Source organism: Nevskiales bacterium, from assembly GCA_035574475.1.
In the GTDB taxonomy this organism is placed as follows: Bacteria; Pseudomonadota; Gammaproteobacteria; order Nevskiales; family DATLYR01; genus DATLYR01.
In genome coordinates, this window is the sequence record DATLYR010000194.1 from 1 (window position 1) to 23905 (window position 23905).

The window sequence follows — 23905 nt, forward strand, 5'->3', positions numbered from 1 at the left end:
AGTCCGCGTGCAGCGCGGCGTTGGGGCCGGCGAAGTAGCGCCGCAGCCGTGTCAGCCAGGCCCATTGCCGGCGGCCGTCCGGGCGGCTGTCGAACAGGATGTCCGGGTTGCCCATGCCGTCGGCGTCGGCCACGAACACCGCCTTGTAAGGGTCGGACAGGAAACCGTCGTGGCGCGTGTAGCTCAGGCTGGTCTGGATGACGGTGTCGGCATCCAGCACGCGCGCATAGCCGCCGAAGGCGGTGATGCTGTCGCGCGTGGCCCGCGTGACACTCACGGGCGTGACGCCCTGGGTGGGATCCAGCTCGTCATCCGAGTAGCCGATACCGGCGGACAGCGTGCTCACCGTGTCGGCCAGCTGCCACTCGGCCTGGGCACCGACGTTGATCGCCTGGTAGTCGTCCTCGTTGGAGTACCCCAGGCTGACCGTACCCTTGCCTTGTGCGAGGCGGCGCGTGAGGCCGAGCAGCAGGTCGGCGCGCTTCTCCTCGATGGTAGCCCCGCTCATCACCTGCAGCGGCTGACCGGAGCTGCCGTCCACGTACCAGGGCGAGGCGCCGCTCATGCTTTCGTAAGTCAGGTCAGCCGCGAGCTCGAAGTCGCCGGCCAGCGGCGCGGCGGCGCGGAACTGGTGGCTGTCGATCTCGTAACGCTCGCTGCCCTGCCCGCTCGCAGTCCTGCTGCCGGAAATGCCGTCCTCGTCGTAGCGCGAGTAGCGATAGTCGAGCTGCAGGCCTTCCGGCGCCTGGGCCTTCGCAATGCCGGGCAGGCCGAGCGCCGAAGCAGTCAGCGCCAGCAGCGCGGGATGGATGCGTTTCTTGTCGGACATGCGACTCCCCCGAAGTCACTGAAGCCCGGCAGCGCCGGGATGACGCTCGCGCTCACAAAGTCTCTGGATCCCGGCTTTCGCCGGGATGATGCTTCGCATCAATTACTGCATCCGCAACCGCCGCCGCCCACCGAGGCGCCGCCGGTGGCGTGCTCCTTGCTGGTGTAGGTGTGATTGCGGATCGCAGACTGCACCGGGTCCGGATCCCAGGCCATCTCCGGGCGCGCGAGCGTGCCGCGCTCCCAGGCCGCCGGCGGGGTGCTCGCACAGCCGGCCAGCAGCAGCGCAGCGGCCAACAGCAGACGTGTCATGGTCACTCCTCCCCCAGCAGTTCGGCCACCGCGGCCCGCAGCCGCGGCAGGTCCTTTTTATTGAAGCCCGGGTGCACCTGCCGCAGCACGCCCTGCCGGTCGATCAGATAGGACATCGGCATCGCGCGCACGTCGTACAGCCGGGCCAGGCGACCCTGCGGATCGCGCACGGTGGGGTACGTTACCGGGTATTTTTTCAGGAAGTCCAGCCCGTCCTGCGGCCGTTCGTCCAGGTTCACCGCGATCACCTCGAAGCCGGCCGTGCCGTACTCGGCGCGCAGCCGCTCGAAGGCCGGCAGCGACTGGCGGCAGGGCGGGCACCACGAGGCCCAGAAATCCAGCAGCACCACCTTGCCGCGGTAGTGCGCCAGTTCGATCGGGCCGGCGCCCTGCAATGCCTCGGCGCTGAAGGCCGGCGCCGGCTGGCCGGGGGTGGCCGCCTCGGCACCCAGGCTGGCGAGCAGGCAGAGAATGAGAAGCGCGCGGCGCATGTCAACGGCATTCTCGCAGGCGCAAACCTCAGCCCACGGACGGCAGATCATCCGGCAGGAAGAAATCGGGCGCGAACTTCGTCGTGCCGGGCACCGCGGCATATTTCGAGAAATCGCGCACGCCGGCTTCGTACAGCACCACGTCGTCCACACAGAAGTTGCCGGTGAATTCGCGCGCGTTCTTGGTGAAGATCACGTAGGCCGCATCGGCCATGATGGTCGGCAGCCGCGACTGCTGCATCGCCGGGTCGCCGCCGATCATCTTCACCGCCGCGGTCCAGATCAGGGTGCGCGGCCACAGCGAATTGGCGGCGATACCGTCGCTGCGGAACTCCTCCGCCCAGCCGAGCGTGCACAGGCTCATGCCGTACTTGGCCATCGAGTAGGCCAGGTGTGGCGCGAACCACTTGGCGCGCATGTCCAGCGGCGGCGACAGCGTGAGGATGTGCGGATTGGCCGATTTCTTCAGGTGCGGGATGCAGTACTTGCCGCACAGGAAGGTGCCGCGCGCATTGATGCCGTTCATGAGGTCATAGCGCTTCATGTCGGTCTGCAGCGTACCGGTCAGCGAGATCGCGCTGGCGTTGTTGACCAGCACGTCGATGCCGCCGAAGCTGTCCACCGTCTTGGCCACGGCGGCCGCCACCTGCTGCTCGTCGCGGATGTCACAGACGATCGGCAAGGCTTTGCCGCCAGCCCGCTCGATTTCCGCCGCTGCGGTGTAGATCGTCCCCGGCAGCTTGGGATGCGGCTCGGCGGTCTTGGCGGCGATGGCGACGTTGGCGCCGTCGCGCGCGGCGCGCAGTGCGATCGCGAGGCCGATACCGCGCGAACCGCCGGAAATGAACAGGGTCTTGCCTTTGAGCGTCATGTGCTGCCTCACATCGTTTTGCGGATCTGATACACCCCGCGGCTCTTCGCTACTACTACGCCGGCGGCGTCCTTGAGCTCGCCCTCGAGCACGAACTCGGCCTTGCCTTTGGTGTCGGCCTCGGCCTGGATCGCGGCGATGCGCCCCTCGTCCAGCGCGATCTCGACCGTGACGTCGGTCTTCACCGGCTTCAGGAACTCCAGATTCAGGGCCCTGACGATGGGAAAATAGCGCGTCGCGTCGAAGGATGACAGAAACAGCGCGCCGCCGGGAATCTCGGCCACCGTGAACAGGGCACCCGCGTACATGATGCCGATGTGGTTGCCGTTGTTCGCGAATGGCATGCGGCATTTGACGTAGCCGCGCCGCAGTTCGACCACCTGCAGGCCGCTGTTCTTCACGAAGGGGATGCCGGTCTCGAGGGCTTTTTTGGCGAAATCCAAGTCCATCTCACGGTCCTCGGTGGATCCGTTCATTTGCCAGCCCCTCCGACGGGGGAGAACTTATTTTTTGCTCCCACCCCCTCGATGGGGAGGGCGGGGGTGGGGGTGAAGGCTGGCTGTGCCTGTCCATGAAGGCCTTCATGCGCCTCAGGTAATCGCCCTGCTGCACGTGGATCAGGTGGTTGCCGGGGAACCAGTGCAGCCGGCTGCCCTGCCAGTGCTCGTGCAGCTGACGCACGAAGCGCGGGGCGGTGAAGCGGTCGCCGGCGCCGGCGATGATGAACTGCCGCTCGGCCGGCAGGCGCGGCGCATAGGTCAGCGGGCTGTGCAACGCCACGCCATGGCGCAGCTCGGTCAGCGTCGCACCGCTGCGCCACACGGCGAAATCCAGCAGGCGCCCCGACGGTTGCCATTCGCGCGCCATGTCGAACAGCGACACCACCGGCGAGTTCGGAATGGCGAAGGCCAGGCGATCCTCCACCGTCGCCACCGCCGAGGTGATGTAGCCGCCGAGCGACAGGCCCGAGACGCCGACGCTCGGCGCGCCCTCGCTCAGCAGATAGTCCAGCCACACGCGCACGTCGTGCACGCCCTGCAGCACCGCCTCGTTGAAGTGCGCGAAGCCGTCGGCAAAAAACCCGTAACCGCTGAACGGGTGGCCGCGCTCGCGGCGCTCGCCGTGGAAGGGCAGCTGCGCCAGCAGCACGTCGTACCCCTTGCGGTAAAACCAGGGCAGGCAGAACCAGGCGCTGTTGATGCGGTACTGCGGCAATGTGTAGCCATGCAGGAAGATCAGCGTCGGCCGCGGTCCGTCGGGGTGGTAGTAATGCAGCGCATGCGCGCGTCGGTTGCGGGCATGACGCAGATAGCTGCGCTGCAGTTCCGGGTGCAGCGGCACGAAGGGGCTGTCGAAGGACAGACGCCGGTGCGGAATGTCGCGCGGCGCGAACTGCCCGCAGCGTGCGCGCCGGACTTGCACCGGCACGCCGGGTGGGGGCCGCAGGAATGTGCGATCGGCGTCGCCCGCATCGGCATAGGGCCAGTAGAAACGCAGCCGCTCGCGCTCACGATCGAACCGCCGACGCGTGAGCAGCCGCGGCAGCACTGCGCTGGCCACCAGCAGGCCCATGCCGGAGCTGGCCAGCCGGTCCAGCGCCGCCGTGGTCAGCACCTTGAGCGGATGCGCGAGGCTCGCCTCGGTGTCATCGCTCAGGTGGGCGTAGCCCTCGGGCAGCCGCTCCCACCATTTGTTGTCGTGCGCGTCCAGCCGAGCCTCCTCAGTCGCGACGGTACATCGTCACCACACAGGCCCCGCCCAGTCCCAGGTTGTGCTGGAGCGCGATACGCGCGCCCTCGACCTGGCGCCTGTCGGCCTGGCCGCGCAGCTGCCACACCAGCTCGGTGCACTGCGCCAGGCCCGTGGCGCCCAGCGGGTGACCCTTGGACAGCAGCCCGCCAGACGGATTGGTCACGTACTTGCCGCCATAGGTGTTGTCGCCATCCCAGATGAATTGCTCGGCGCCGCCCTCCGGGCACAGGCCGATGGCCTCGTAGGTCAGGAGTTCGTTGGCGGTGAAGCAGTCGTGCAGCTCGACTACGTCCACGTCCTGCGGGCCGATGCCGGCCTGCTCGTAGACCTGCTTCGCCGCGGCCTTGGCCATGTCGTAGCCGACCATCTTGATCATGGATTTGGGCTCGAAGGTGGTCGGAAAATCGGTCGTCATCGCCTGCGCGGCGATGTACACCGGGTTCCTGATCTTGTGCTTTTTCGCGAACTCGTCAGAGCACAGCACCGCCGCCGCCGCACCGCAGGTCGGCGGGCAGCACTGGAAGCGCGTGAGCGGATCGAACACCTCCTCCGAGGCGAGGATCTCCTCCAGGCTCAGCCGCTGGTTGAACAGCGCGTAGGGATTGTTGCTGGCATGCGCGCGCGCCTTCTCGCTGATCTTGGCGAAGGTTTCCTTCTTCGTGCCGTGCTCGAAGCGGTACTCGCGCCCGGCGCCGCCGAACATCTGCGCGGCCGGCGGGGCGTTGGCGAAGCCCTGCACGTCGTTCATCACCTGCGCGAACTTTGCCAGCGGCGGCTCGCGGTCGTCGTATTTGTTGGTCAGCGCGCCGCGCTCCATTTTCTCGAAGCCCAGCGCCAGCACGCAATCCACCAAACCGCCCTCGATCGCCTGGCGCGCCAGCCACAGCGCAGTCGAACCGGTCGAGCAGTTGTTGTTGACGTTGATGACGGGGATGCCGGTCAGGCCCAGCTCGTACACGCTGCGCTGGCCGCAGGTGGAGTCGCCGTACACATAGCCGACATAGGCCTGCTGGATGTCCTGGTATGCGATGCCGGCGTCGGCCAGCGCTTTTTGCCCCGCCTCCTTCGCCATCTCGTAGTACTCGGGGCTGGCACCGGGCTTGGCGAACTTGGTCATGCCCACGCCGATCACGTTCACTTTGCGCTTCATGGTCGTCTCCTGAATATTCCGTTGTCTTTGTAGGAGCGAGCCTGCTCGCGACAAGAGTCGCCTGCAGCCAGGCTTCTACTCAATCTGCCCTCATATCAGCTTGCTCAGCACGCCCAGTTCGCGCGCCAGTTTCACGTCGCCGTCCACACGCAGCCTGCCGCGCTGGTACAGGTCGCGCACTTCGGCCTGGCCTTTCGCCAGTGCCACCAAGTCTTCGTCCGCGATGCCGAACACGGCCGCGGCCTTGATGGTGTCGCCCTGCTCGACCTTCGGTGTCTTGCCCGTCAGGTCGATCAGCCAGGCGCCTTCCGGATCCCGCAGCTTGAACTGCACCACTTGACCGGCGAGGCCATTGATGGCCCTCGCGTCTTGTTCCAGCTTCTTTGCCAGCGCGGCGAAGATCGCGCTCGCCTGGCCAGGCTTGGCAGCCTTGTCAGCCTGGGGCGCAGCGGGCTTCGCAGCGGCCGGTGCCACGGTCGGCGCGCCGCTGCGCGCAGCCATGGCCTCGGTGACGAACTTCGGATCCATCTTCTGCAGGAAGGACAGCTTCTGCGAGGCCATGATGTTGCCGCTGATCTTCAGCTTGCCGCCGAAGTAGAGCTTGTTCGGATCGGCCTTGCCGGTGCACATGTCGAGGAAGTCGCGGTCCTCGAGTTCCAGCGTCACGTCCGGCGCCTCCGCCGTGCCGGCCTTGCAGGCACCCGCGCCGTTCTTGAGGTCGATCACCCAGCGGCTCTCGGGATTCGACAACCTGAACTGGAACACGGTCTGGATCTTGCCGGCGAGGTCCGGGTTAGCGGCGATATAGCCGCCGATGCCGGCGAAGATGTCGGCGGAAGTGGACTCGCTGCTCGCCGCTGGCTGTGCGGCCACCGTGGCCTTGGGCTTGGCCTTGACCTCCGGGATGCGCTCGTAGAGCTCGATGGCGGCATTGCGGATCACCACCTTGTCGCGCTCCTTCACGCGGGTCTCGAACACGATCTTGAGATCGCCCTCCTTCCACATGCGGGTGACCAGGGTCTCGCCCGGGAACACGCTCTCGGCGAAACGTACCTTGATGCTCTTGAAACGCCGGCCGTCGTTGTCGCAGAAGGCCTTGATCACGTGCCGGCCGACATGGCCGAAGGTGCACAGACCGTGCAGGATGGGCCTGTCGAAGCCGAAGGCCTTGGCGAAGGCCGGGTCGGCGTGCAGGGGATTCCAGTCGCCGGACAGGCGGTACAGCAGTGTCTGGTTCGGGTCGGTCTTCTCCTCGATCACGGCGTCGGGCTCGCGCTGCGGCGGCACATTGACGTCCTGCGAGGGCCCGCGCTCGCCGCCCCAGCCGCCGGCGCCGCGCACGAACACGCTGATCTCGTTGTAGGCAACTTTCTCTCCGCTCTCGTCCACCGTGTCCACGCTCAGGATCACCACGGCATGCGGTTTCTTATCGTAGGCGGTCTTGAATCGGATCGTGTGCTTGAGCTTCGCGGTTCTGGGCAGCGGACGGTACAGCTCCAGATACTGCTCGCCGTGCAGCACGCGGTCCAGACCGTAGTTCAACCCCTTCAGCGTCTTGCCCTGCTTGCCCAGTTCCAGGAACGCATTCATCGCCGGCATCACGCCATAGGTCGGCAGCGCCTGGAAATCCTGGCCCAGCTCGTAGGTGAACCTGAGCTCCTTGGGATCGAGCGGGTCGCGCGCCGCCCCCACACCCAGTGCGTACAGCGCCAGATCGCGCTCGTCGTAGGACGACTCGAGCTCGATCACGTCGCTGCTGGCGGCGTCGAGATCGATGAATTCGTTCCCGCCGAGGCTCTTCTTGTTGAGGCTGGCCATGACGCCGGCCATCGCCTCGTTGACGTTGGCCGGATGCTCGGTCTGCGAAAAATCCGTCACCTTGGCCCAGTGCCGCGCCACGTCCTCCGGCGTAAAGCCATCGCCCGCCGTGCGGAACACGTGGCCGCGGGTGCGTTCCCAGCGCAGCTTGCCGATGTAGCCAGCGCCGACCTCGAAGGTCGCGCCCGTTTCCTGGCAGGACTCGTGGCACAGCCACAGCACCAGGGGGCTGACGTACTCGGGTTTGAGCGCGGCAATCACCTCCGGCGGCAGGATGGTTTCGGTGAGGCGCGAGCCGGCGATCGGCGCGATGGTATTGACGTGGATGTTCTTGCTGCGCCCCTCGATCGCCAGCGTCTGGCCGAGGCCCAGGATGCCGAGCTTGGCGGCCGAGTAGTTGGCCTGGCCGAAGTTGCCGTAGATGCCGGCGGCCGAGGTGGTCATCACGATGCGGCCGTACTGCTTTTCGCGGAGGATCGGCCAGGCGGCGTAGGACACCGAGAACGAGCCGTTCAGGTGCACGCGCTGGATGATGTCCCAGTCGTCCTTGCTCATCTTGTGGAAGCTGACGTCGCGCAGGATACCGGCGTTGTTGATGACGATGTCCACGGTGCCGAAGGCGTCGAGCGCGGTCTTGACGATCTTCTCGCCCTCCTCGACCGAGTCGTAGTTGGCCACGGCCTCGCCGCCGAGCGCCCTGATCTCCTCCACGACCTTGTCGGCCGCCGCCGACGAGCGCCCGCCCCCGTGGATGTTGCTGCCGAGGTCGTTGACCACGACCCTGGCGCCGCGCGCGCCGAACATCAGCGCGTGCGAGCGGCCGAGCCCGTTGCCCGCGCCGGTGACGATGACGACTTTACCGTCGAAACGAAGTTGATCGGCCATGAATCAATCCCTCGGTTGGTTGCTGCTGCAGGAGCGCCTGGGTCGCGATCTGATGCGCTGAAGCCGCGCCTAGAGACTGCGTGCGATGAGTTCTTTCATGATTTCGTTGGTGCCGCCGAAGATGCGCGTCGCGCGGTGATCGATATAGGCGCGCGCAATTGGATATTCCAGCATGTAGCCGTAGCCGCCGTGGAACTGCAGGCACTGGTCGATCGTGCGGCTCAGCAGGTCCGAGGTCCACATCTTGGCGGTGGCGGCATCGTCCACGCCGAGCTTTTTCTTCGTCATCAGCTCGATACAGCGATCCACGAACACCCGCCCGATGGCGATCTCGGCCTTCAGCTCGGCCAGCCGGAAGCGCGTGTTCTGGTAGGCGGCGACGGGCTTGCCGAACACCTTGCGGTTGCGCGTGTAATCCAGCGTCATCTTGAGTGCCGCCTCGGCGCCCGCGATGGCCTGGATGGCGATGATCAGCCGCTCCCAGGCCAGCTCCTGCATCAGCATCACGAAGCCCATGCCCTCCTTCGGGCCGAGCAGGTTGGCCTTGGGCACGCGCACGTTTTCGAAGAACAGCTCGCAGGTGTCCTGCGAGTGCATGCCGATCTTCTTCAGCGGCCGCCCCTTCTTGAGGCCGGGTGCGTGCGCATCGCAGACGATCAGCGAGATGTCCTTGGCGCCCTCGCCGCTGTTGCCCGTCTTGGCCACCACGATGACGAGGTCGGACAGATAACCGTTGGTGATGAAGATCTTGGAACCATTGATGACGTAATGGTCGCCGTCGGACACCGCCGTGGTACGCACCGACTGCAGGTCCGAACCCGTGCCGGGCTCGGTCATGGCGATGGCGCCGACGATGTCGCCGCGGCACATGCCCGGCAGCCACTGCTTCTTCTGTTCGGGCGTCCCGAAATTCATGATGTAGTTCGAGACGATGTCGGTATGCACCGCCGCGCCGAAGCCGGAGTCGCCGGCATAGGCCTGCTCTTCCAGGAACACCACGTTGAACAGCCGGTCCTCGGCGCCGGCGCCGCCGTACTCCTCCGGCAGGTGCATGCACAGCATTCCCAGTTCGCCGGCGCGGTTCCACAGCTTGCGATCCACATGCTGCTGCGCCTCCCAGGCCTCGCGGTACGGGATCACTTCCTCCTGGAAGAAACGGCGTGCGTTCTTGCGGAATTCCTCGTGCTCGGCGCTGAACAGGGTGCGGGGGATCATGCGGGCTCCGGGCTATTTACATACAGTACGTACTGTATGTAATATGAAGCCCATGGCCCTGTCAAGCACCCTTCGGACCGCCGCCCGCAAGCGCCGCACCCAGGCCGAGCGGAGCGACGCCATGCGCAAGCGTCTGATCCGGGCGACGCTGGAGTGCATCGCGCGCGACGGCTACGCCGGCACCACGGTCAGCGCCATCGTCAAGCGTGCCGGCGTGTCGCGCGGCGCGCATGTGCATCACTATCCGTCCAAGAATGCGCTGATCGTGGACGCAGCCGAGTATCTGCTGCGCCGCGCCTACCGCATCCTTGGCGATGTGCTGCTGGGCATCGCCGACGAGGACGATCGCCTGCGCGCGCTGATGCAGACCGTGTGGCAGGAGATCTACGACACGCGCATGTTCCGCGCCTTCTTCGAGCTGTTGATGGCCAGCCAGCACGACGCCGAGCTGGCGGCCGCGCTGCGCGCGATCATGGCGCGCTTCCAGCAGACCGCGGATACGGCGATCTTCCACTACTTCGAACCACGCGGCGCCGGCAGCGAGGACCTGCGCGACCTGTTCATGATGACCACGGTGCTGTTCGGCGGCATGTCGGTCGGCGCGCAGCTGGCGCAGAACGGCAGCGACGCGCGCCGCTACCTGGCGATCTGGACCCGGCTGATGGCGGGCCAGATGCGCGCGCGCAAGGGCGTACGCACCCCGCCGCCGCGCCCGCCCGACTGGAACCGCGCGTCCGAGTAGGCGGCGGCCGGCGCCCTACTTGGTCGCCTTCTTCTGGATGTTGCTGGGCTCGAAGTCGGCATCGCTCAGCGTGATCGAGAAGTCGTTGGGCTTGTCCTCGTTGGCCATGGCGGTGACGAAGTAGCGCCCGGAATTGAAGTGGTAGATCACCTCGGGCACACCGCCGACCGACTGCACGTTGTAGGCGAAGATGGTGTGCCCCTCCTGCAGCTGCATCAGCTCGCCGCGCGCGTCGTAGTTGTCGATCGCGGGCGGGTACCAGCTGTCCTCGTCCACGTAGAACACGCGTCTGTGGAAGGTGTGGTTGGTGCCTTCCTTGACATTGGCCTCCACCACCCACACGCGGTGCTTCTCGTAGCGCGGCAGGTCCTGGTTGAGGTGGCGTGGGGCGGCAAGGTCCGCAAACTTGACCTTGTTGCTGCCGATGCGGTTGGAGTTGTAGGGCACGATCATCTCGCGCTTGCCCACCAGTTTCCAGGTAAAGCGCTCGAGGATGCCGTTGAACATGTCCACCTGGTCGTAGAACTGGTGGCCGTCGGTGCCCTCGTAGGGGTTGTCGCAGCACACGGTCGGCGCGCGCCGCAGGCGCTTGAGGGCAGGCGCGTACAGCCAGGCCTGGCGGCCCTCGTTACCGGCGCCGGCACGCTCGTGTGCCAGGATCAGCGTGCCGGCCATGCGCGGCGGCGACACGGTCTGCGAGAAGTACTTGATGAACAGGCCGCTGTCCTTCATCAGCGGCACCGGATTCTTGTCCGGCGGCAGCGCGTAGTAGAACTTGGCCTCCTCGATGATCTTGGTCAGCTGGAACTGCCCGTCGCGCTGCACGATCATCTGGTTGTTGTAGCGGCGCACGTCCGAGCCGCGGTAGCGCACGCGGTGGTTCCAGATCACCTCCGCGCCGGACTGCGGGATCGGGTAGGTGAAGCCGATCTTGCAGTTGTGCGGGTTGTCCGTGCCGATCAGCTCGCAGTTCGTGGCGTTCCACTTGGTCCACTCATAGATGAAGTCCGGGAAGGACACCGGCCGGTGGCTCGGGTAAACGTGCATCTTGTAAGTGTCGTAGCTGCGCAGCATCTTCTTGTGCCCTTCCGTGAGCAGGGCCTCGTACTGCGCCATGTTGGCCTTGGTGATGGTGAACAGCGGCTTCTCCGCGTCGATCACGGGATCGGACGGGTAATCGCCGGACAGTGGCCCGCGCTGCGCCGCCGGTTTCCATTCCGGGATGCTGCCGTCGGCGTTGCCGGCCTTCTCGGCCCCGACCGGCGTCAGCGTCGTGCCCAGCTTGGCCGCCTCTTCCGGCGACACCTTGGCCAGTGCGGGTACCGTAGCCAGAACGGCCAGCAGTGCAACCGCCCTCGATGTGATTCGACTCATGTTGATTGTCTCCACTGGATTCGCGCTTCCACAGGAATGACAGGAAACCGCCCCGTCGGTATCAGAACTGGTATTTCACGAAGAAGCGGGCGCTGTCACGGTCGCGCAGCAGGTTGGCCTTGCCGCCGCCGGCGATCAGCTGGTAGCCGACGTTGAACGACAGATTCGACTTGTAGCGAACCTCCAGCGCGGTATCGAGGATCTTGCGACCCTCGATGAAGTTCGAGACCAGGCCGGGCGAGGTGCCATAGGCGTCGTGCTTGAAGATGACGAACGGCTGCAGGCTGATGCCGGGCATCACCGACTCGTAGCGGATCGCGGCGATGAGCGCATAGCCCGCCGACAGCTCGTCCGGGAACAGGTCGAGGTCTTCCTGGTGCGGGTTGAAGCGCAGGCCGTCCGGGCCGTAGGAGCAGGCAGGGTTGGTCGAGCAGGCCTGGCGCGAGCGGTCGGCGCCGGAACCGTCCGCGCCGGCGCTGGCGTGCAGGAAGGTGCCGGGCGCTTCGAGCTGCAGCCGGTCCAGCGGCGGGAGGTCCGGCACCCAGGTGGCGCCGGTTTCGAACAGCGCGATGATCTGGTCGGCGCGGATCAGCTTCGAGACCGGGTGCGTCGCACTCATGACATAGGTGCCGCCGAGGTTGAACTGGTAGGTGTCGAAGTACTCCCAGCCGCGGATGTAGGACGAACCCGGGTTGAGCCCGACGGTGCCGCCGCGCCAGGGAATGATGAAGCTGGGGAAGAAACGCCCCGAACCGGCCATGTGGCCCACGATGAGATCGTAAGTATCGGTGAACGCGCCGGGCGTGCCGCTGGCATCCACCACATAGTCGCTCGGCCCGTACAGACCGGTACTGCCATCGGGATATACGCCAACGCCGGGCGTGGAGCCGACGCAGCCGGTCTCCGGCAGGTGGCAGTTGCTGGCCGCCGGTCCGAAGCCGGCCAGCGCCAGGTCCTCGCTGTCCACCTGCAGCGGCGCATCGGGCCGGTAGGCCAGCTCGCCCTGCAGCGCGATGTCGCCGAAGGTGGTGTTGAAGCTGACGCCGAGCATCTGGATGTCCTCGGGATACTCGAGCAGCACCCCGATCTTGTCGAAGTTGACCGCGTCCGAGGTGGCGCCGAGCGGGTCGTTGGGCGAGGTCAGCGAGTGGAACAGCGGTGTATCCGGACAGGCCAGCAGGAATTCGACGGTGTTGGTGGTGTGCTTGGCGCAGCCCTCGGGCACCGAGATGACGCTCAAGAAAGGCGCACGCGAATGGTAATTCATGAAATAGAAACCCAGCTCGGTGCCGTTGTTGAGCCAGTCCGCGTAATAGCGGAGCGACAGGCCGTACTGGCCCGCGCTGTCCGGCTCGCGGTCCGGCAGGCGCTCGGCGGCACCCGAGGTGTTGGTCAGACCGGACAGCGGGTTGTCGAGCAGGCGCGCCACGCGATCGGGATCCTCGGCGACCGAGCCGAAGCCGAGGTTGATGCTGCGCACGGCGTTGTTGGTACCGATGTCGATCGGCGAGTAGAACGAGCCCGGCGCCGGCGCCTCCAGCGGTTCCCATTCCAGCTGGTAGAAGCCCGACAGCTGGATCGAGTCGGTCAGGCTGGTGGACAGCGACAGCATGTTGACCGGCACGAACACCTCCTCCAGCGCCATGCCGACGCGGAAGAAGTTGTTGGCGTTGATCGGATTGGCCTGGCTCAGCGAGTCGAAGATCAGCGCGGTGGACTCGCCCCAGTTCACGATCTGGCGGCCGAGCTTGAAGTTGAGCGTGCGCTCGCCGAGCGGTAGCGGCAGCTCGCCATAGACATTGAGGTCCAGCAGCTGCAGGTCGCTGCCGATCTGGCGCAGGATCTCCTTGTCCTTGCGCTTGTTGCGCACCACGCCGCCCTTGCCATAGACGATGCCGCAGGCCTCGCCGGTGGGATTGCGCTCGGCCGGGCAGGCGGTGGAGTCGGTGCGCGCGGTGAACAGCGGGTTGAGCGAGACCGGCGGCAGCGGGACGCCCGGCGGCAGCGGGCCCAGCTCGTCGCCGTTGGTGGAGATCTCGCCGACCTGCAGCCTGTTCTCGCGCGTGACGCGGTTGGGGTGGAATTCGCGGAAGTTCTCGTTGATGAAGTCGTAGAAGTACAGCCCGCGCACGAAGAAGCCGAAGTTGCCGTAGTTGAGCGTGAGATCCTGGGTCAGCTTGAACGGCGCCTGGGTCAGGTCGTGCTGGTCGTAGTTCCAGTTGCCGTCGTCGGCATTGGTGGTGAACTGCCCCGGGAAGCTCACCAGTCGCTCCGCCACGAAGGTCTGGTCGCGGAACAGGCCCTGGCAGGACTGGTACAGGATGCCGCCGTCCGGCGCGCGCCCGCAGACATCGGGGTTGAGATTGGCCTTGCCGACCAGATCGTCAGAGCGTGCCTCCATGCGCCAGGCGGCGCCCAGCGTCATGCTGGTGTTGAGCACGCCGGTCACCTCCGTATCACCCCAGTTGAAGGCGAAGTTGTAGGCATGGCCGGCCGCCGAACACGCAAAGGCGGCGAACCCCAGCGCACGCGCCAGCGTGCACGGCAGACTGCTGTTCGCTTTCATGGCCCCCCCAGTCGCACCCGGCGAACCCGCGTCGCCCGTGTCCCCCGAGCGGCCGCCAAGCCAAACATGACATTTGTCGTATTGTTGGGTTCAATGTGACATTTGTCAATACATAACAAACCGCGTGGAATCAGCCGGTTACGCCGGCCGCCAGGAAGTCCGTCACCGCCTGCACGAAGGCGTCGTTGCGGTCGCCCGCCACCATGTGTCCGGCGCCGCCGACCTCGGTGACGCGCGCATGCGGGAAACGGTCCTGGAATTCGCGCGCGCTCGCATCGTCCACCACGTCGCTGAGCATGCCGCGCACCAGCAGCACCGGCTGCGTGAGCGGTTCGGCGGCGCGGTAGAACAGTGCGGGATCCAGCGAAGCGCGGCGCGCCTGCTCGAACAGGCCCATCAGCGCCGGGTCCCAGTGCCAGTACCAGCGGCCACCCGCGCCGCGGCGCAGGTTCTTGCGCAGGCCCTGTGGGTCGGTGCGCTGCGCGCGCTGCGGCTGGTAGGCCGCCACCGCGGCGGCGGCCTCATCCAGGCTGGCGAAGCCCCCGGCATGGGCCGACATGAACCGCAGGATGCGGTCCACGCCCTCGGGATTGATGCGCGGCGCGATGTCCACCAGCACCAGCGCCGCGGAGATCTCGCCGGCCTCGGTGGCGTTGGCCAGCAGCGCGGCGAGCCCGCCGAGCGAGGCGCCGACGATGATGGGCCTCTCGCGTTCGGCCTGCGCCAGGTCGAAAACATCGGCCGCGAACTCCGGCAGCTGGTAGTTTTCCGACCAGGCGCTGTCGCCGTGGCCGCGCAGGTCATAGCTGATAGCGCGGAAGCCCGCGGCGCCCAGCACTTCGCCGGCGCGACCCCAGGCGTGGCGCGTCTGCCCGCCGCCGTGGAAGAACAGCACCGGCCGGCCCTCCTCCGGGCCATACGCCGTGCCGGCCAGGGCCAGGCCCTGGCGGTTGCGCCGGACCAGCTTCACCGGCGGCCCGCCGCCGCTTCCAGCACGTGCCGCGCGAGGATGTTGCGCTGGATCTCGTTGCTGCCGGCGTAGATCGAGGTCTTGCGGTAGTTGAAATACAGCGGCGCCAGCGGCGCGGCGTAGTCCGGGCCGGGATACGGCGCGGCCGCGCGCCCGCGCAGCGCCGCCCAGGTGTCCTGCACGAACGGCAGCGCGTCGGCGCCGAGCGCGTCCACGCCCAACTCGCTGATCGCCTGTTGCAGCTCGGTGCCGACCAGCTTGAACAGGCTCGACATCGGGCCGATGGCGGTGCCGCTCTCCACCGCGGAGAAAAAGCGCATCTCGGTCGCCTCCAGCGCGTCGATGCGGATCGCCAGCTCGGCATAGCGGCGCCGGAATTCCGGATCGTCCAGCAGGCGCCCGCCGCCCTCGGCGCGCTGCCGCTCGAGTACGCGCCGGATCTTGCCGAGGAAGCCCTTCAACAGCGGTGCATAGGCGACGCCGCGCTCGAACTGCAGCAGGTACTTGGCATAGGTCCAGCCCTGGCCTTCCTCGCCGATGCGGTTTGCCACCGGCACGCGCACGTTCTCGAAGAAGACCTGGTTGATCTCCTGCTCGCCCTCGATCGGGCCGTCCAGCGTCGGCAGCGGGCGCACGCGGATGCCGGGCGTGCGCATGTCCACCAGCAGGAAGGAGATGCCGTTCTGCGGCTTGGCCTCGCGCGCGGTGCGCACCAGGCAGAACATCCAGTCGGCCCATTGCGCGTGCGTGGTCCAGATCTTGGAGCCGTTGAGCACGTAGTGGTCACCGTCGCGCACCGCGCTCATCTGCAGGCTGGCGAGGTCGGAGCCCGCACCGGGCTCGGAATAACCCTGGCACCAGAATTCGTCCGAGCGCAGGATCGGCGGCAGGAAGCGCTGCTTCTGCGCCTCGCTGCCGAAGGCCATGATCACGTAGGCCACCATCGCCAGGCCCATCGGCGACACCAGCGGGCAGCCGGCGGCGGCGGTCTCGACCTGGAAGATGTAGCGCTGGGTCGGCGTCCAGCCGGGCCCGCCGTATTCCTTCGGCCAGCCGGGCGCGGCCCAGCCTCGCTCGTAGAGCTTCTTCTGCCATTTGATCTGGCCGGCCTTGTCGAGATAGCCGTTCTTGGACTGGGCCATCAGTGCCTTGAGCTCCGGGTCGAAGGCCTCCTTGATCCAGGCCCGCACTTCGTCGCGGAACTTGAGCTCGTCCTCGGTGAATTGCAGGTTCATCTCGGCGTCCTCAGGCGGCAGCCAGCGACAGGTCGGCGTAGCGGCGCAGGTGATGCTCCGCCGTGCCGAACTGGCTGCCGATGGCGGTCAGGCGCTTGAAGTAATGCCCCAGCGCCAGCTCCTCGGTGATGCCCATGCCGCCGTGAATCTGGATCGCGGCCTGGCCGATGAAGCGCCCGGCGCTGCCGATCTGTACCTTGGCCGCGCTGGCTGCCAGCGCGCGCTCTGCCGGCGGCGAGTCCAGCTTCAGCGTCGCGACCAGCGTCAGCGCAATGGACTGCTCGAGCGCGACGAACATGTCGGCCATGCGGTGCTGCAGCACCTGGAAACTCGCGATCGGCACGCCGAACTGTTTGCGCTGGCAGGCATAGGCCACCGTGTCTGCCAGCAGGCGGCGCATGCAGCCTACGGCTTCGGCGCAGAGTGCGCAGACGGCCTCGTCGGCCACGCGCTCGAGCAGCGGCAGCGCCGCGCCCTCCGTGCCGATGACGCGGCCCGCCGGCACGCGCACCTCGTCGAAAAACACCTCCGCGGCACGGCCGCCGTCGATGGTCGGATAGTCCTGGGTGCGGATGCCGTTGCTGTCTTTGTCCACCAGCAGCAGCGTGATGCCCTCGGCGTCGCGCGGCGCGCCGCCGCTGCGCGCGACCACCACCAGCTGCGTGGCCCAGGGCGCGCCGATCACCACCGACTTGCGCCCGTTCAGCACATAGCCGTCAGCCTGGCGCTTGGCCGTGGTGGCGACCTCCGTCAGCGCGTAGCGCACGCCCGGCTCGGCCTGGGCGAAGGCGAGCACCGCTTCGCCGGCCATGATGCGCGGCACGAATTCCTGCGCCAGCGCACCGCCGGCCTGTTTCAGCAGCCCGCCGCCGATCACCAGCGTGCCGAGATAGGGCTCGAGCGCCAGCACCTTGCCGAGCTCCTCCATCACGATCGCGTGCTCGATCGCGCCGCCGCCGAGACCGCCGAGAGACTCGGGGAAGGCGGCGCCGAAGATCGAAAGCTCCTGCGCCAGCGCGCGCCAGACCTCGGGCCGCCAGCCGCTGGCGCTGCGGACGGCCGCACAGCGTGCCTCGAAGTCGTAGTGACGCGCGAGATAGCCGGCGAGCGTGTCGCGCAGCATGTTCTGTTCTTCGCTGTACTCGAAGTCCATGGCGCTCGCAGCCTGCAGGAAACCGGAAACGGAAGATTACAACGTCTTGAGATACTCGATCAGCGCGCGGCGCTCGGCGTCGGTGAGCACGCGGGTGAATGCGTGCCCCTGGTTGCCCTGGCTGTACAGGTGGGTGTTGTAGATCTTGCGGTTCTCGATGTCCTGCTGCGTCATGGTCATGCCTTCCGGCCGCGGCAGGTTCCAGGTGATGCCGACCTGCGTGTACAGCAGGCCCAGCAGCTGCTGCACCGGCGAAGGCCTGTTCTCGTCGGTCGGGTCGCAGGCCAGAAGCGGCTGCGTGCCGGGCGCACCGCAGCTGAGCGTTTCGTATTTCCAGCCCAGTTTGTCCGGGTCGTAGGCGCGCTCGAAATGCGTGTCGAAGCCCATCACCACTTTGCCCACCTGATCGGCGCGCGCCGGCGCGGACACGCGCCGCCAGATGCGCGGGCGCTCGCGATCGGGATCGAGCACGCCCCAGATGTTGGGCACCGAGCCGTTGTGGAAGTAGGGTGCGGCCGCCCAGATGCCCCACAGCGGTGGCGCGAGCAGAACCGGCGTGTTGTTCGGCGTGCGGCTGGCCTCGCCGAGGCCGCAGTAGCCGGCGATGGGCTGGTTCATGATCGAGGGGCTGACGCTGCCGTCGCGGTTGCGCAGGCTTTGCATCGCGCTGGCATACACCGGGTCGGTGCCGACGATGGACATCGGCAGCACATAGGCTGCCACGCCCATCAGCTCCGGCGTGTCGAGATAGGCCGGGTCGTGCGCATAGCGCGGCGAGTACACGCCGTGGCAGCTGGCGCAGGAACCGTTGCCCTGGTCAGGGCGCGGCACCGGGTTTTCCAGCTGCGGCGCCCACAGGTCCTTGGCGTGGAACAGGATCGCGCCCTGCTCGGCTAGCGGCCGGTTGATGCATTGCGGCGCATCACCCGGGCCCGGCGTGCCGTCGGCCTTGCTGCAGTAGCCGGCGGGCCAGGTCGGCGAGGCCAGCGTCTCGGCCCAGGTCTGGAACGGGCCGGCGTGCTGGTCCACCCAGGCCATGGGGTCGCCGCCGGAGAAGCCGGCGATGAGGTCGTAGTAGGCGGCGAGGTCGATGCGCGAGGAATCGGTGGGCAGGATCGCGCCGTGGAACTTCTGCGGCCGATAGGCGAGGTTCCACCACGGCGGGCTCTTGATGTTGCCGATCGCCTGGCTGAACAGGATCTTGTCGTTCATCAGGAGCTCGGGATCGCCGCCGCTGAACAGCACGAAGGCGAGCTGGAAGAAATCGATCGCGCCGGTGCCGCGGTTGGTGGAAATGGTGATGGCGTTGGTTGGCGTGGTGTTGGCCAGCCCTTCCGCGCGGCCGAAGTCGTAACCGGCGACGGTGAAATCGCCGATGCTGCCGGCGCCGGCGATTTGCGGACCCTTGCCGGGCCAGTCGAGATCGCTGTCGATCTGGCCGCTGTGGCAGAACACGCAGACCTTCTGCCCGATCTCGCCGCGCCAGCGGCCATTGGGCTCGCGCAGCTGGGTGAAGACCGCCGGCAGCTGGCCGCAGCCGCCGGTACTCGCTGGCAACGGACCGTCACCGTCGCAGTCCTTTTCCACGTTGGGATCTTCTCCCGGCAGCGGATAGGGATTGCGTCCCGGGCTGGCCGGCGAGCCGTAACGCTCCGCCACCAGCTGGTCGAAATTGTCCGGTCGCGCGGACAGGCCCCAGTCGCGCCACAGATTGTTGTATTTGTCCGCCTCGAGGCCGTCGGCGTTCGGGTTGCCGCCGGCGAAACTGGTCGGGCTGCCGATCTCGCCATGACCCAGCGCGACGAAGGCGCCGAGCGCCGCCTGCTCGCGCAGCTGGCCACAGGTCTGCGGACGGGGCACGAGGTTGTCGCAGGCCATCCACCAGGCGTTGAAGGCAACCGCCTTGCCCTCGTTGACGCCGGGCACGATCAGCGTGCGCGGATCGCGCGGCAGTGGCGTATCGTCGTCCTTGTCGGCGCAGAAATTGGCCCAGACGTTGCCGCCGCGCGGCCCGCCCAGCAACGGCGGCAGCTCGGGATCACCGCCGCCGCCGGCGCCACCCAGCAGGGCCGCGCAGCCGGCCGGATTATCCCAGCAGGCCAGCAGGATTCGCATGCTGGCGTAGGGCACGCTGCCCACCGGCCATAGCGCGCCGGCCGAGTGCGGCTCTGCATCGGTATTCGAGGCCTTGGTCAGGATGCGACTGGATTCGACACCACCGCCCAGCGCCTCCCAAGACTGCTTCAGGCGGTTGTACTGTTCGACCGCCGAGGCCGACTCCGGCGCCAGCACGAAGCGCCGGCCCGGCTGGCCTTCGGCATTGGCGACACCGCCCGGCAGGTGGCAGGTGCGGCACACGCCGAGCCCTGGCGCGACGCGCGCGTCGAAGAAGGCCTGGCTGTCGGCGAAGGAACCGCCGCCACCACCGCCCGAGTTATTGTTATTGCCGCCGGTGGCGGTGCCGCCGCTGTAATCACCGCCGCCGCAGGCGGCCAGCGCCAGCACGGCGCTCGCAAGCAGTGCCGCGGCCCTCGCGGCCCACCACCGATCGCGCGCCATTCCCGCGAATTCGTCGATCACGCTGAGCCGCACGCGTTTCTCCCCACCCGGCCCCGATGATATTATTGACAAATGTCACCTTATGCCATGAAATGACATTTGTCAACTCTAACCAACCGGACTATCGTTCGCCCATGAACAGCGTACTCGACCCCGCCGCCATCGCGCGCGAACCCGTGCAGCAGCGTGCCAAGGCGCGCTTCGAGCGCATCCTGCAGGAGGCGGAGGCCCTGCTCGCCGAGGCCGGCCTGTCCGGTTTTTCCATCCCGGTGCTGGCCGAGCGCCTGGGCTATACGCGCGGCAGCGTGTACGCCTATTTCCCCACGCCCTATGCCATCTTCAACGCGCTGGTGCAGCGGCAGCTGGTGGACCTGGAGGCGATCTTCTTCGAGCGCGCGGAGGAACTCGGCCGCATGGGCTGGCGCGAGGCCATCCGCGCCATCATCGAGCATGCGGTGACATTCCACAACGAGCGCCCGGTCGCACGGCTGCTGATCCTCGGTGGCGCGGTCACCGACGACAGCTACCGCGCCCAGGAACTCACCATCGAGCGCATGGGCAGCCTGGGCCGGGCGCTGATGAAGCGCAATGGCATCCTCCTGCCCACCAACCCCGACATCGCCGCCCTGTCCGTGGACATCGCCGTGGCCTGCCTGCGGCGTTCCTTCTTCAACCACGGCCGGATCACGCCCGCCTACCGCGACGCCGCCGTGCAGGCCATGATCGACTTCCTGGCGCCCTATGTCGCCCGCCAGGGCGACAAGGCCGCTCGCAAGCGCATGCGCTGAGTCTCTGCGCCGCGGTTGCCGGCGCAGTGCCCGCCATGAATAATCGGGCTCTCACCCCGAGGAGCCGACCGACATGAGCATGGCGCTGGCCGACAAGACCCCGCTGGGCTGCCTCTACCACTGGGAGAAAACCACGCCCGACGCGATCCATTTCACGCAGCCGGTGGGCGGCGGACAGGTGGTGGATTACACCTGGGCGCAGATCATGGACCAGGTGCGGCGCATGGCCGCGCACCTGAAATCGCTCGACTTCCCGCCCAGGAGCCAGATCGCGCTGCTCGGCAAGAACTCGGCGCACTGGATCATGGCCGACTGGGCGATCTGGATGGCCGGCCACGTGACCGTACCGATCTACCCGACGCTCAACGCCGAGACCGTGCGCTACATCCTCGAGCACAGCGAGTCGAAGCTGCTGTTCGTCGGCAAGCTCGATGACTGGCCGATGATGAAGCCCGGCGTGCCCAGCGGGTTGCCGGTGATCCGCCTGCCGCTGTCGCCGCAGACGGAAGGCGGCAGCTGGGACGACCTCGTCGCGCACACGGCGCCACTGCAGGGCGAACCAGACCGCGATATGAACGAGCTGGCGACGATCGTCTATACCTCCGGCAGCACCGGCCAGCCCAAGGGCGTGATGCAGGCCTTCAAGTCGTTCAACGTCTGCGGCACGCTGATGAGCGACATCATGCCGGTGGGACCCGACGACCGCATGATCTCCTACCTGCCGCTGGCGCACGTCGCCGAGCGTATCGTGGTCGAGAACATGTCCACCTACTACGGCTTCCGCGTGTTCTTCGCCGAGTCGCTCGACACTTTCCTCACCGATCTGCGGCGCGCGCGCCCGACCATCTTCTTCTCCGTGCCGCGGCTGTGGACCAAGTTCCACCTCGCGGTCTGCGACAAGCTGCCGCTGAAGAAGCAGAAGCTGCTGTTCCTGATCCCCGGTCTCGGGCGCAAGGTCAAGCGCAAGATCCTCGAGCAGCTGGGGCTGGAGAACGTGCGCGTGGCGCTGACCGGCGCCGCGCCGCTGCCGCCGCCGATCATCGCCTGGTACCGCTCCCTGGGGCTGGAGCTGCTGGAGGCCTACGGTATGAGCGAGAACATGGCCTATTCGCACTTCACCCTGCCGGGCAAGGCGCGCATCGGCTACGTCGGCCACGCCAACCGCGGCGTCGAGTGCAAGATCGATCCGGACACGCACGAGGTGCTGGTCAAGAGCCCGGGCCAGATGATGGGCTACTACAAGATGCCGGAGCAGACCGCCGCCTCCTACACCGCCGACGGCTTCTTCAAGACCGGCGACATGGGCGAGATGGACAGCGAGGGCCGGCTGCGCATCACCGGGCGCGTCAAGGAACTGTTCAAGACCAGCAAGGGCAAGTACGTCGCGCCGGTGCCGATCGAGAACAAGCTCGGCGCGCACCCGAAGATCGAAGCGGTGTGCGTGAGCGGTGCCAACCAGCCGGCGACCTTCGCGCTGGTGCTGCTGTCGGAAGACACGCGCAAGGCGCTGGCCGCGAACACGCTCGACCGCAAGACGATCGAGGACGACCTGGCCGCGCTCCTCGATCAGGTGAACGCGACCGTGGACCCGCACGAAGCGCTCGAGTTCATCGTCGTCGTCAACACGCCCTGGACCATCGACAATGGCATGCTCACGCCGACCATGAAGATCAAGCGCAACGTGATCGAGAAGCGCTACGAGGCGCTGATCGACCGCTGGTTCGCCTCGCGCCAGAAGGTGATCTGGGAGTAGCGGCCCGCCGCGGCCGTCACAGCATTTTCAGGTACGCCAGCAGGGCCCCGCGCTGGGGATGGGGCCGGAGAGTTATGCGGGGCTGGCGCAGGTGGCGCAACGTGTCGGCTACAGCGATCCGGCCATCTTCACCCGCGCGTTCCGCAACTGGACTGGCGTGTTGCCCGCAGCCAGTCGCGCGCCCAGGCGGGGCGGTTGGTGATCACAGCCTCGGCGCCCGCCGCGCAGGCGGCGCGCAGATGCGCCTCGGTGTTGCAGGTGTAGCTCATCAGTGCGCGCCCGCCGGCACGCAGCTGCGCACCCGCAGCCGGCGTCAGCCAGCGGATGTCCACGTCGATGGCGTGCAGCCAGGGCAGCTCCGCCGCGGCGCGCAGGGCCGCTTCCGGCCCGAGAGCATTGAGCACATAGCGCAGCCGCGGCGCCTGGGCGTGGGCGGCGCGTAAGAGGCCGGCATCGAAGCAGAGGATCCACACCGCTTCCGCCGCGCCGGCCTCGCGCACCGCCTGCAGCGTGCGCGTCACCAGATCGGCATTGCGCGCCGCATCGCGCGCGGTCTTGAGTTCCAGGCAGAGCTCCGTGCGCGGCGCGTAGCGAGCCAGGACCTCGGCCAGGGTCGGAATCGGCTCGCCGGCGAAGCGCGCGTCGAACCAGCCGCCGAAGTCGAGCCGCCGCAGCTCGTCCAGCGTCAGCGCCGACAGCCGCCGGCGCGCCTGCCCGAGCTTGCGCAGCGTGTGGTCGTGGAACACCACGGGCACGCCGTCGGCGCTCAGGCGCAGGTCCAGCTCGATGCCGTCGGCGCCCTCGGCCAGCGCCCGCTCGAACGCGACATGGGTGTTCTCCGGGCGGGCGTGCTTGGCGCCGCGGTGCGCGATGACGCGCGGCAGGCCTGTCATGGGCGCGACGGGTGGCATGACTTATATTAGTCAGGCAATGCCGCCGCCCGGCAAGGGAGCCCGTTTGTCCCGTCAGACCAAGATCGTCGCCACGCTCGGCCCCGCCACCGACCGGCCGGGGGTGCTGGATGCCATGATCCGCGCCGGCGTGGACGTGGTGCGCCTCAACTTCTCGCACGGCAGCGCCGCCGATCACGCCGCGCGCGCCGCGGCCGTGCGTGCGGCCGCCCAGACCGCCGGCCGCGATGTCGCCATCCTGGCCGACCTGCAGGGCCCCAAGATCCGCATCGGCGCCTTCGACGAAGGCCCGATCCAGCTGCAGACCGGTGACCGTTTCGCGCTCGATACCGCCCTGGCCGACCACGCCGGCACGCGCGAGCATGTCGGCTGCACCTACGCCGCGCTGCCGCAGGACGTGAAGCCCGGCGACACGCTGCTGCTCAACGACGGGCTGATCAGCCTGCGCGTGACCGCGGTCGCCGGCACGCGGGTGGAGACCGAGGTGCTCATCGGCGGCGAGCTGTCCGACCACAAAGGCATCAACCGCCTC

The 23905-nt window shown here is 67.4% G+C and carries 20 protein-coding genes; 4 read left to right on the top strand and 16 right to left on the bottom strand.

Translation table 11 applies throughout. The features are described 5' to 3' along the window. From VNJ47_11645 to VNJ47_11685, 9 genes are all read right to left on the bottom strand, one after another. Positions 1-829 (bottom strand): DUF3570 domain-containing protein (locus VNJ47_11645; protein ID HXG29485.1); only part of this gene is annotated, 829 nt, incomplete at its 3' end. A 98-nt stretch (positions 830-927) separates the two neighbouring features. Next, entirely contained in the window at positions 928-1140 is a 213-nt protein-coding gene (locus VNJ47_11650) for a DUF4266 domain-containing protein (protein ID HXG29486.1), read from the bottom strand. A gap of 2 nt (positions 1141-1142) precedes the next feature. Continuing rightward, complete coding sequence (locus tag VNJ47_11655; protein ID HXG29487.1) at positions 1143-1631, bottom strand: TlpA disulfide reductase family protein; 489 nt, start codon at positions 1629-1631, stop codon at positions 1143-1145. A 28-nt stretch (positions 1632-1659) separates the two neighbouring features. After that, positions 1660-2502, bottom strand: coding sequence for an NAD(P)-dependent oxidoreductase (locus tag VNJ47_11660; protein HXG29488.1), 843 nt, complete (start codon positions 2500-2502; stop codon positions 1660-1662). A gap of 8 nt (positions 2503-2510) precedes the next feature. Next, a complete protein-coding gene (locus tag VNJ47_11665) occupies positions 2511-2978 on the bottom strand; it encodes a YiiD C-terminal domain-containing protein (protein HXG29489.1) in 468 nt (155 codons plus the stop codon). Continuing rightward, a complete protein-coding gene (locus VNJ47_11670; GenBank protein ID HXG29490.1) occupies positions 2953-4116 on the bottom strand; it encodes a hypothetical protein in 1164 nt (387 codons plus the stop codon). Before VNJ47_11670 ends, VNJ47_11665 begins: the two co-directional genes overlap by 26 nt. Before the next feature lie 106 nt (positions 4117-4222). Next, on the bottom strand, positions 4223-5404 hold the full coding sequence (locus tag VNJ47_11675; protein HXG29491.1) for a lipid-transfer protein: 1182 nt from the start codon (positions 5402-5404) through the stop codon (positions 4223-4225). A 90-nt stretch (positions 5405-5494) separates the two neighbouring features. Continuing rightward, entirely contained in the window at positions 5495-8107 is a 2613-nt protein-coding gene (locus VNJ47_11680; GenBank protein HXG29492.1) for an SDR family NAD(P)-dependent oxidoreductase, read from the bottom strand. Positions 8108-8176: 69 nt separating this feature from the next. Then, positions 8177-9322, bottom strand: coding sequence for an acyl-CoA dehydrogenase family protein (locus VNJ47_11685; protein HXG29493.1), 1146 nt, complete (start codon positions 9320-9322; stop codon positions 8177-8179). Positions 9323-9374: 52 nt separating this feature from the next. Between VNJ47_11685 and VNJ47_11690 the strand changes: the two genes are divergently transcribed. Continuing rightward, the gene (locus tag VNJ47_11690; protein HXG29494.1) at positions 9375-10064 is read left to right on the top strand and encodes a TetR/AcrR family transcriptional regulator; all 690 of its coding nucleotides are present in this window, start codon (positions 9375-9377) and stop codon (positions 10062-10064) included. A gap of 15 nt (positions 10065-10079) precedes the next feature. Here the strand turns inward: VNJ47_11690 and VNJ47_11695 are convergent, their stop codons facing one another. The 6 genes from VNJ47_11695 to VNJ47_11720 all read right to left on the bottom strand — a co-directional run bounded on the left by VNJ47_11695 (position 10080) and on the right by VNJ47_11720 (position 19954). Next, positions 10080-11438 carry a DUF1329 domain-containing protein gene (locus VNJ47_11695; protein ID HXG29495.1) on the bottom strand — a complete coding sequence of 453 codons (1359 nt, stop codon included), beginning with the start codon at positions 11436-11438 and terminating at the stop codon, positions 10080-10082. Positions 11439-11499: 61 nt separating this feature from the next. Beyond that, the gene (locus VNJ47_11700; GenBank protein ID HXG29496.1) at positions 11500-14004 is read right to left on the bottom strand and encodes a DUF1302 family protein; all 2505 of its coding nucleotides are present in this window, start codon (positions 14002-14004) and stop codon (positions 11500-11502) included. Positions 14005-14134: 130 nt separating this feature from the next. After that, positions 14135-14974 carry an alpha/beta hydrolase gene (locus VNJ47_11705; GenBank protein HXG29497.1) on the bottom strand — a complete coding sequence of 280 codons (840 nt, stop codon included), beginning with the start codon at positions 14972-14974 and terminating at the stop codon, positions 14135-14137. Next, entirely contained in the window at positions 14971-16209 is a 1239-nt protein-coding gene (locus tag VNJ47_11710) for an acyl-CoA dehydrogenase family protein (protein HXG29498.1), read from the bottom strand. Before VNJ47_11710 ends, VNJ47_11705 begins: the two co-directional genes overlap by 4 nt. A 10-nt stretch (positions 16210-16219) precedes the next feature. Then, the gene (locus VNJ47_11715) at positions 16220-17362 is read right to left on the bottom strand and encodes an acyl-CoA dehydrogenase family protein (protein HXG29499.1); all 1143 of its coding nucleotides are present in this window, start codon (positions 17360-17362) and stop codon (positions 16220-16222) included. Positions 17363-17398: 36 nt separating this feature from the next. Further along, positions 17399-19954 carry a hypothetical protein gene (locus tag VNJ47_11720; GenBank protein ID HXG29500.1) on the bottom strand — a complete coding sequence of 852 codons (2556 nt, stop codon included), beginning with the start codon at positions 19952-19954 and terminating at the stop codon, positions 17399-17401. A 101-nt stretch (positions 19955-20055) separates the two neighbouring features. Between VNJ47_11720 and VNJ47_11725 the strand changes: the two genes are divergently transcribed. Together VNJ47_11725 and VNJ47_11730 are read left to right on the top strand one after the other, a co-directional pair. Continuing rightward, positions 20056-20709, top strand: a complete 654-nt coding sequence (locus VNJ47_11725; protein HXG29501.1) for a TetR/AcrR family transcriptional regulator — start codon at positions 20056-20058, stop codon at positions 20707-20709. A gap of 73 nt (positions 20710-20782) precedes the next feature. Then, positions 20783-22462, top strand: coding sequence for an AMP-binding protein (locus VNJ47_11730; protein HXG29502.1), 1680 nt, complete (start codon positions 20783-20785; stop codon positions 22460-22462). A 128-nt stretch (positions 22463-22590) separates the two neighbouring features. On the opposite strand, the gene VNJ47_11735 is transcribed toward VNJ47_11730, so the two are convergent. Then, positions 22591-23355: a glycerophosphodiester phosphodiesterase family protein gene (locus VNJ47_11735; GenBank protein HXG29503.1), complete on the bottom strand. Its 765-nt coding sequence runs from the start codon at positions 23353-23355 to the stop codon at positions 22591-22593. A gap of 64 nt (positions 23356-23419) precedes the next feature. Between VNJ47_11735 and VNJ47_11740 the strand changes: the two genes are divergently transcribed. Continuing rightward, positions 23420-23905: pyruvate kinase (locus tag VNJ47_11740; GenBank protein ID HXG29504.1), on the top strand; the 486-nt coding region annotated here is incomplete at its 3' end.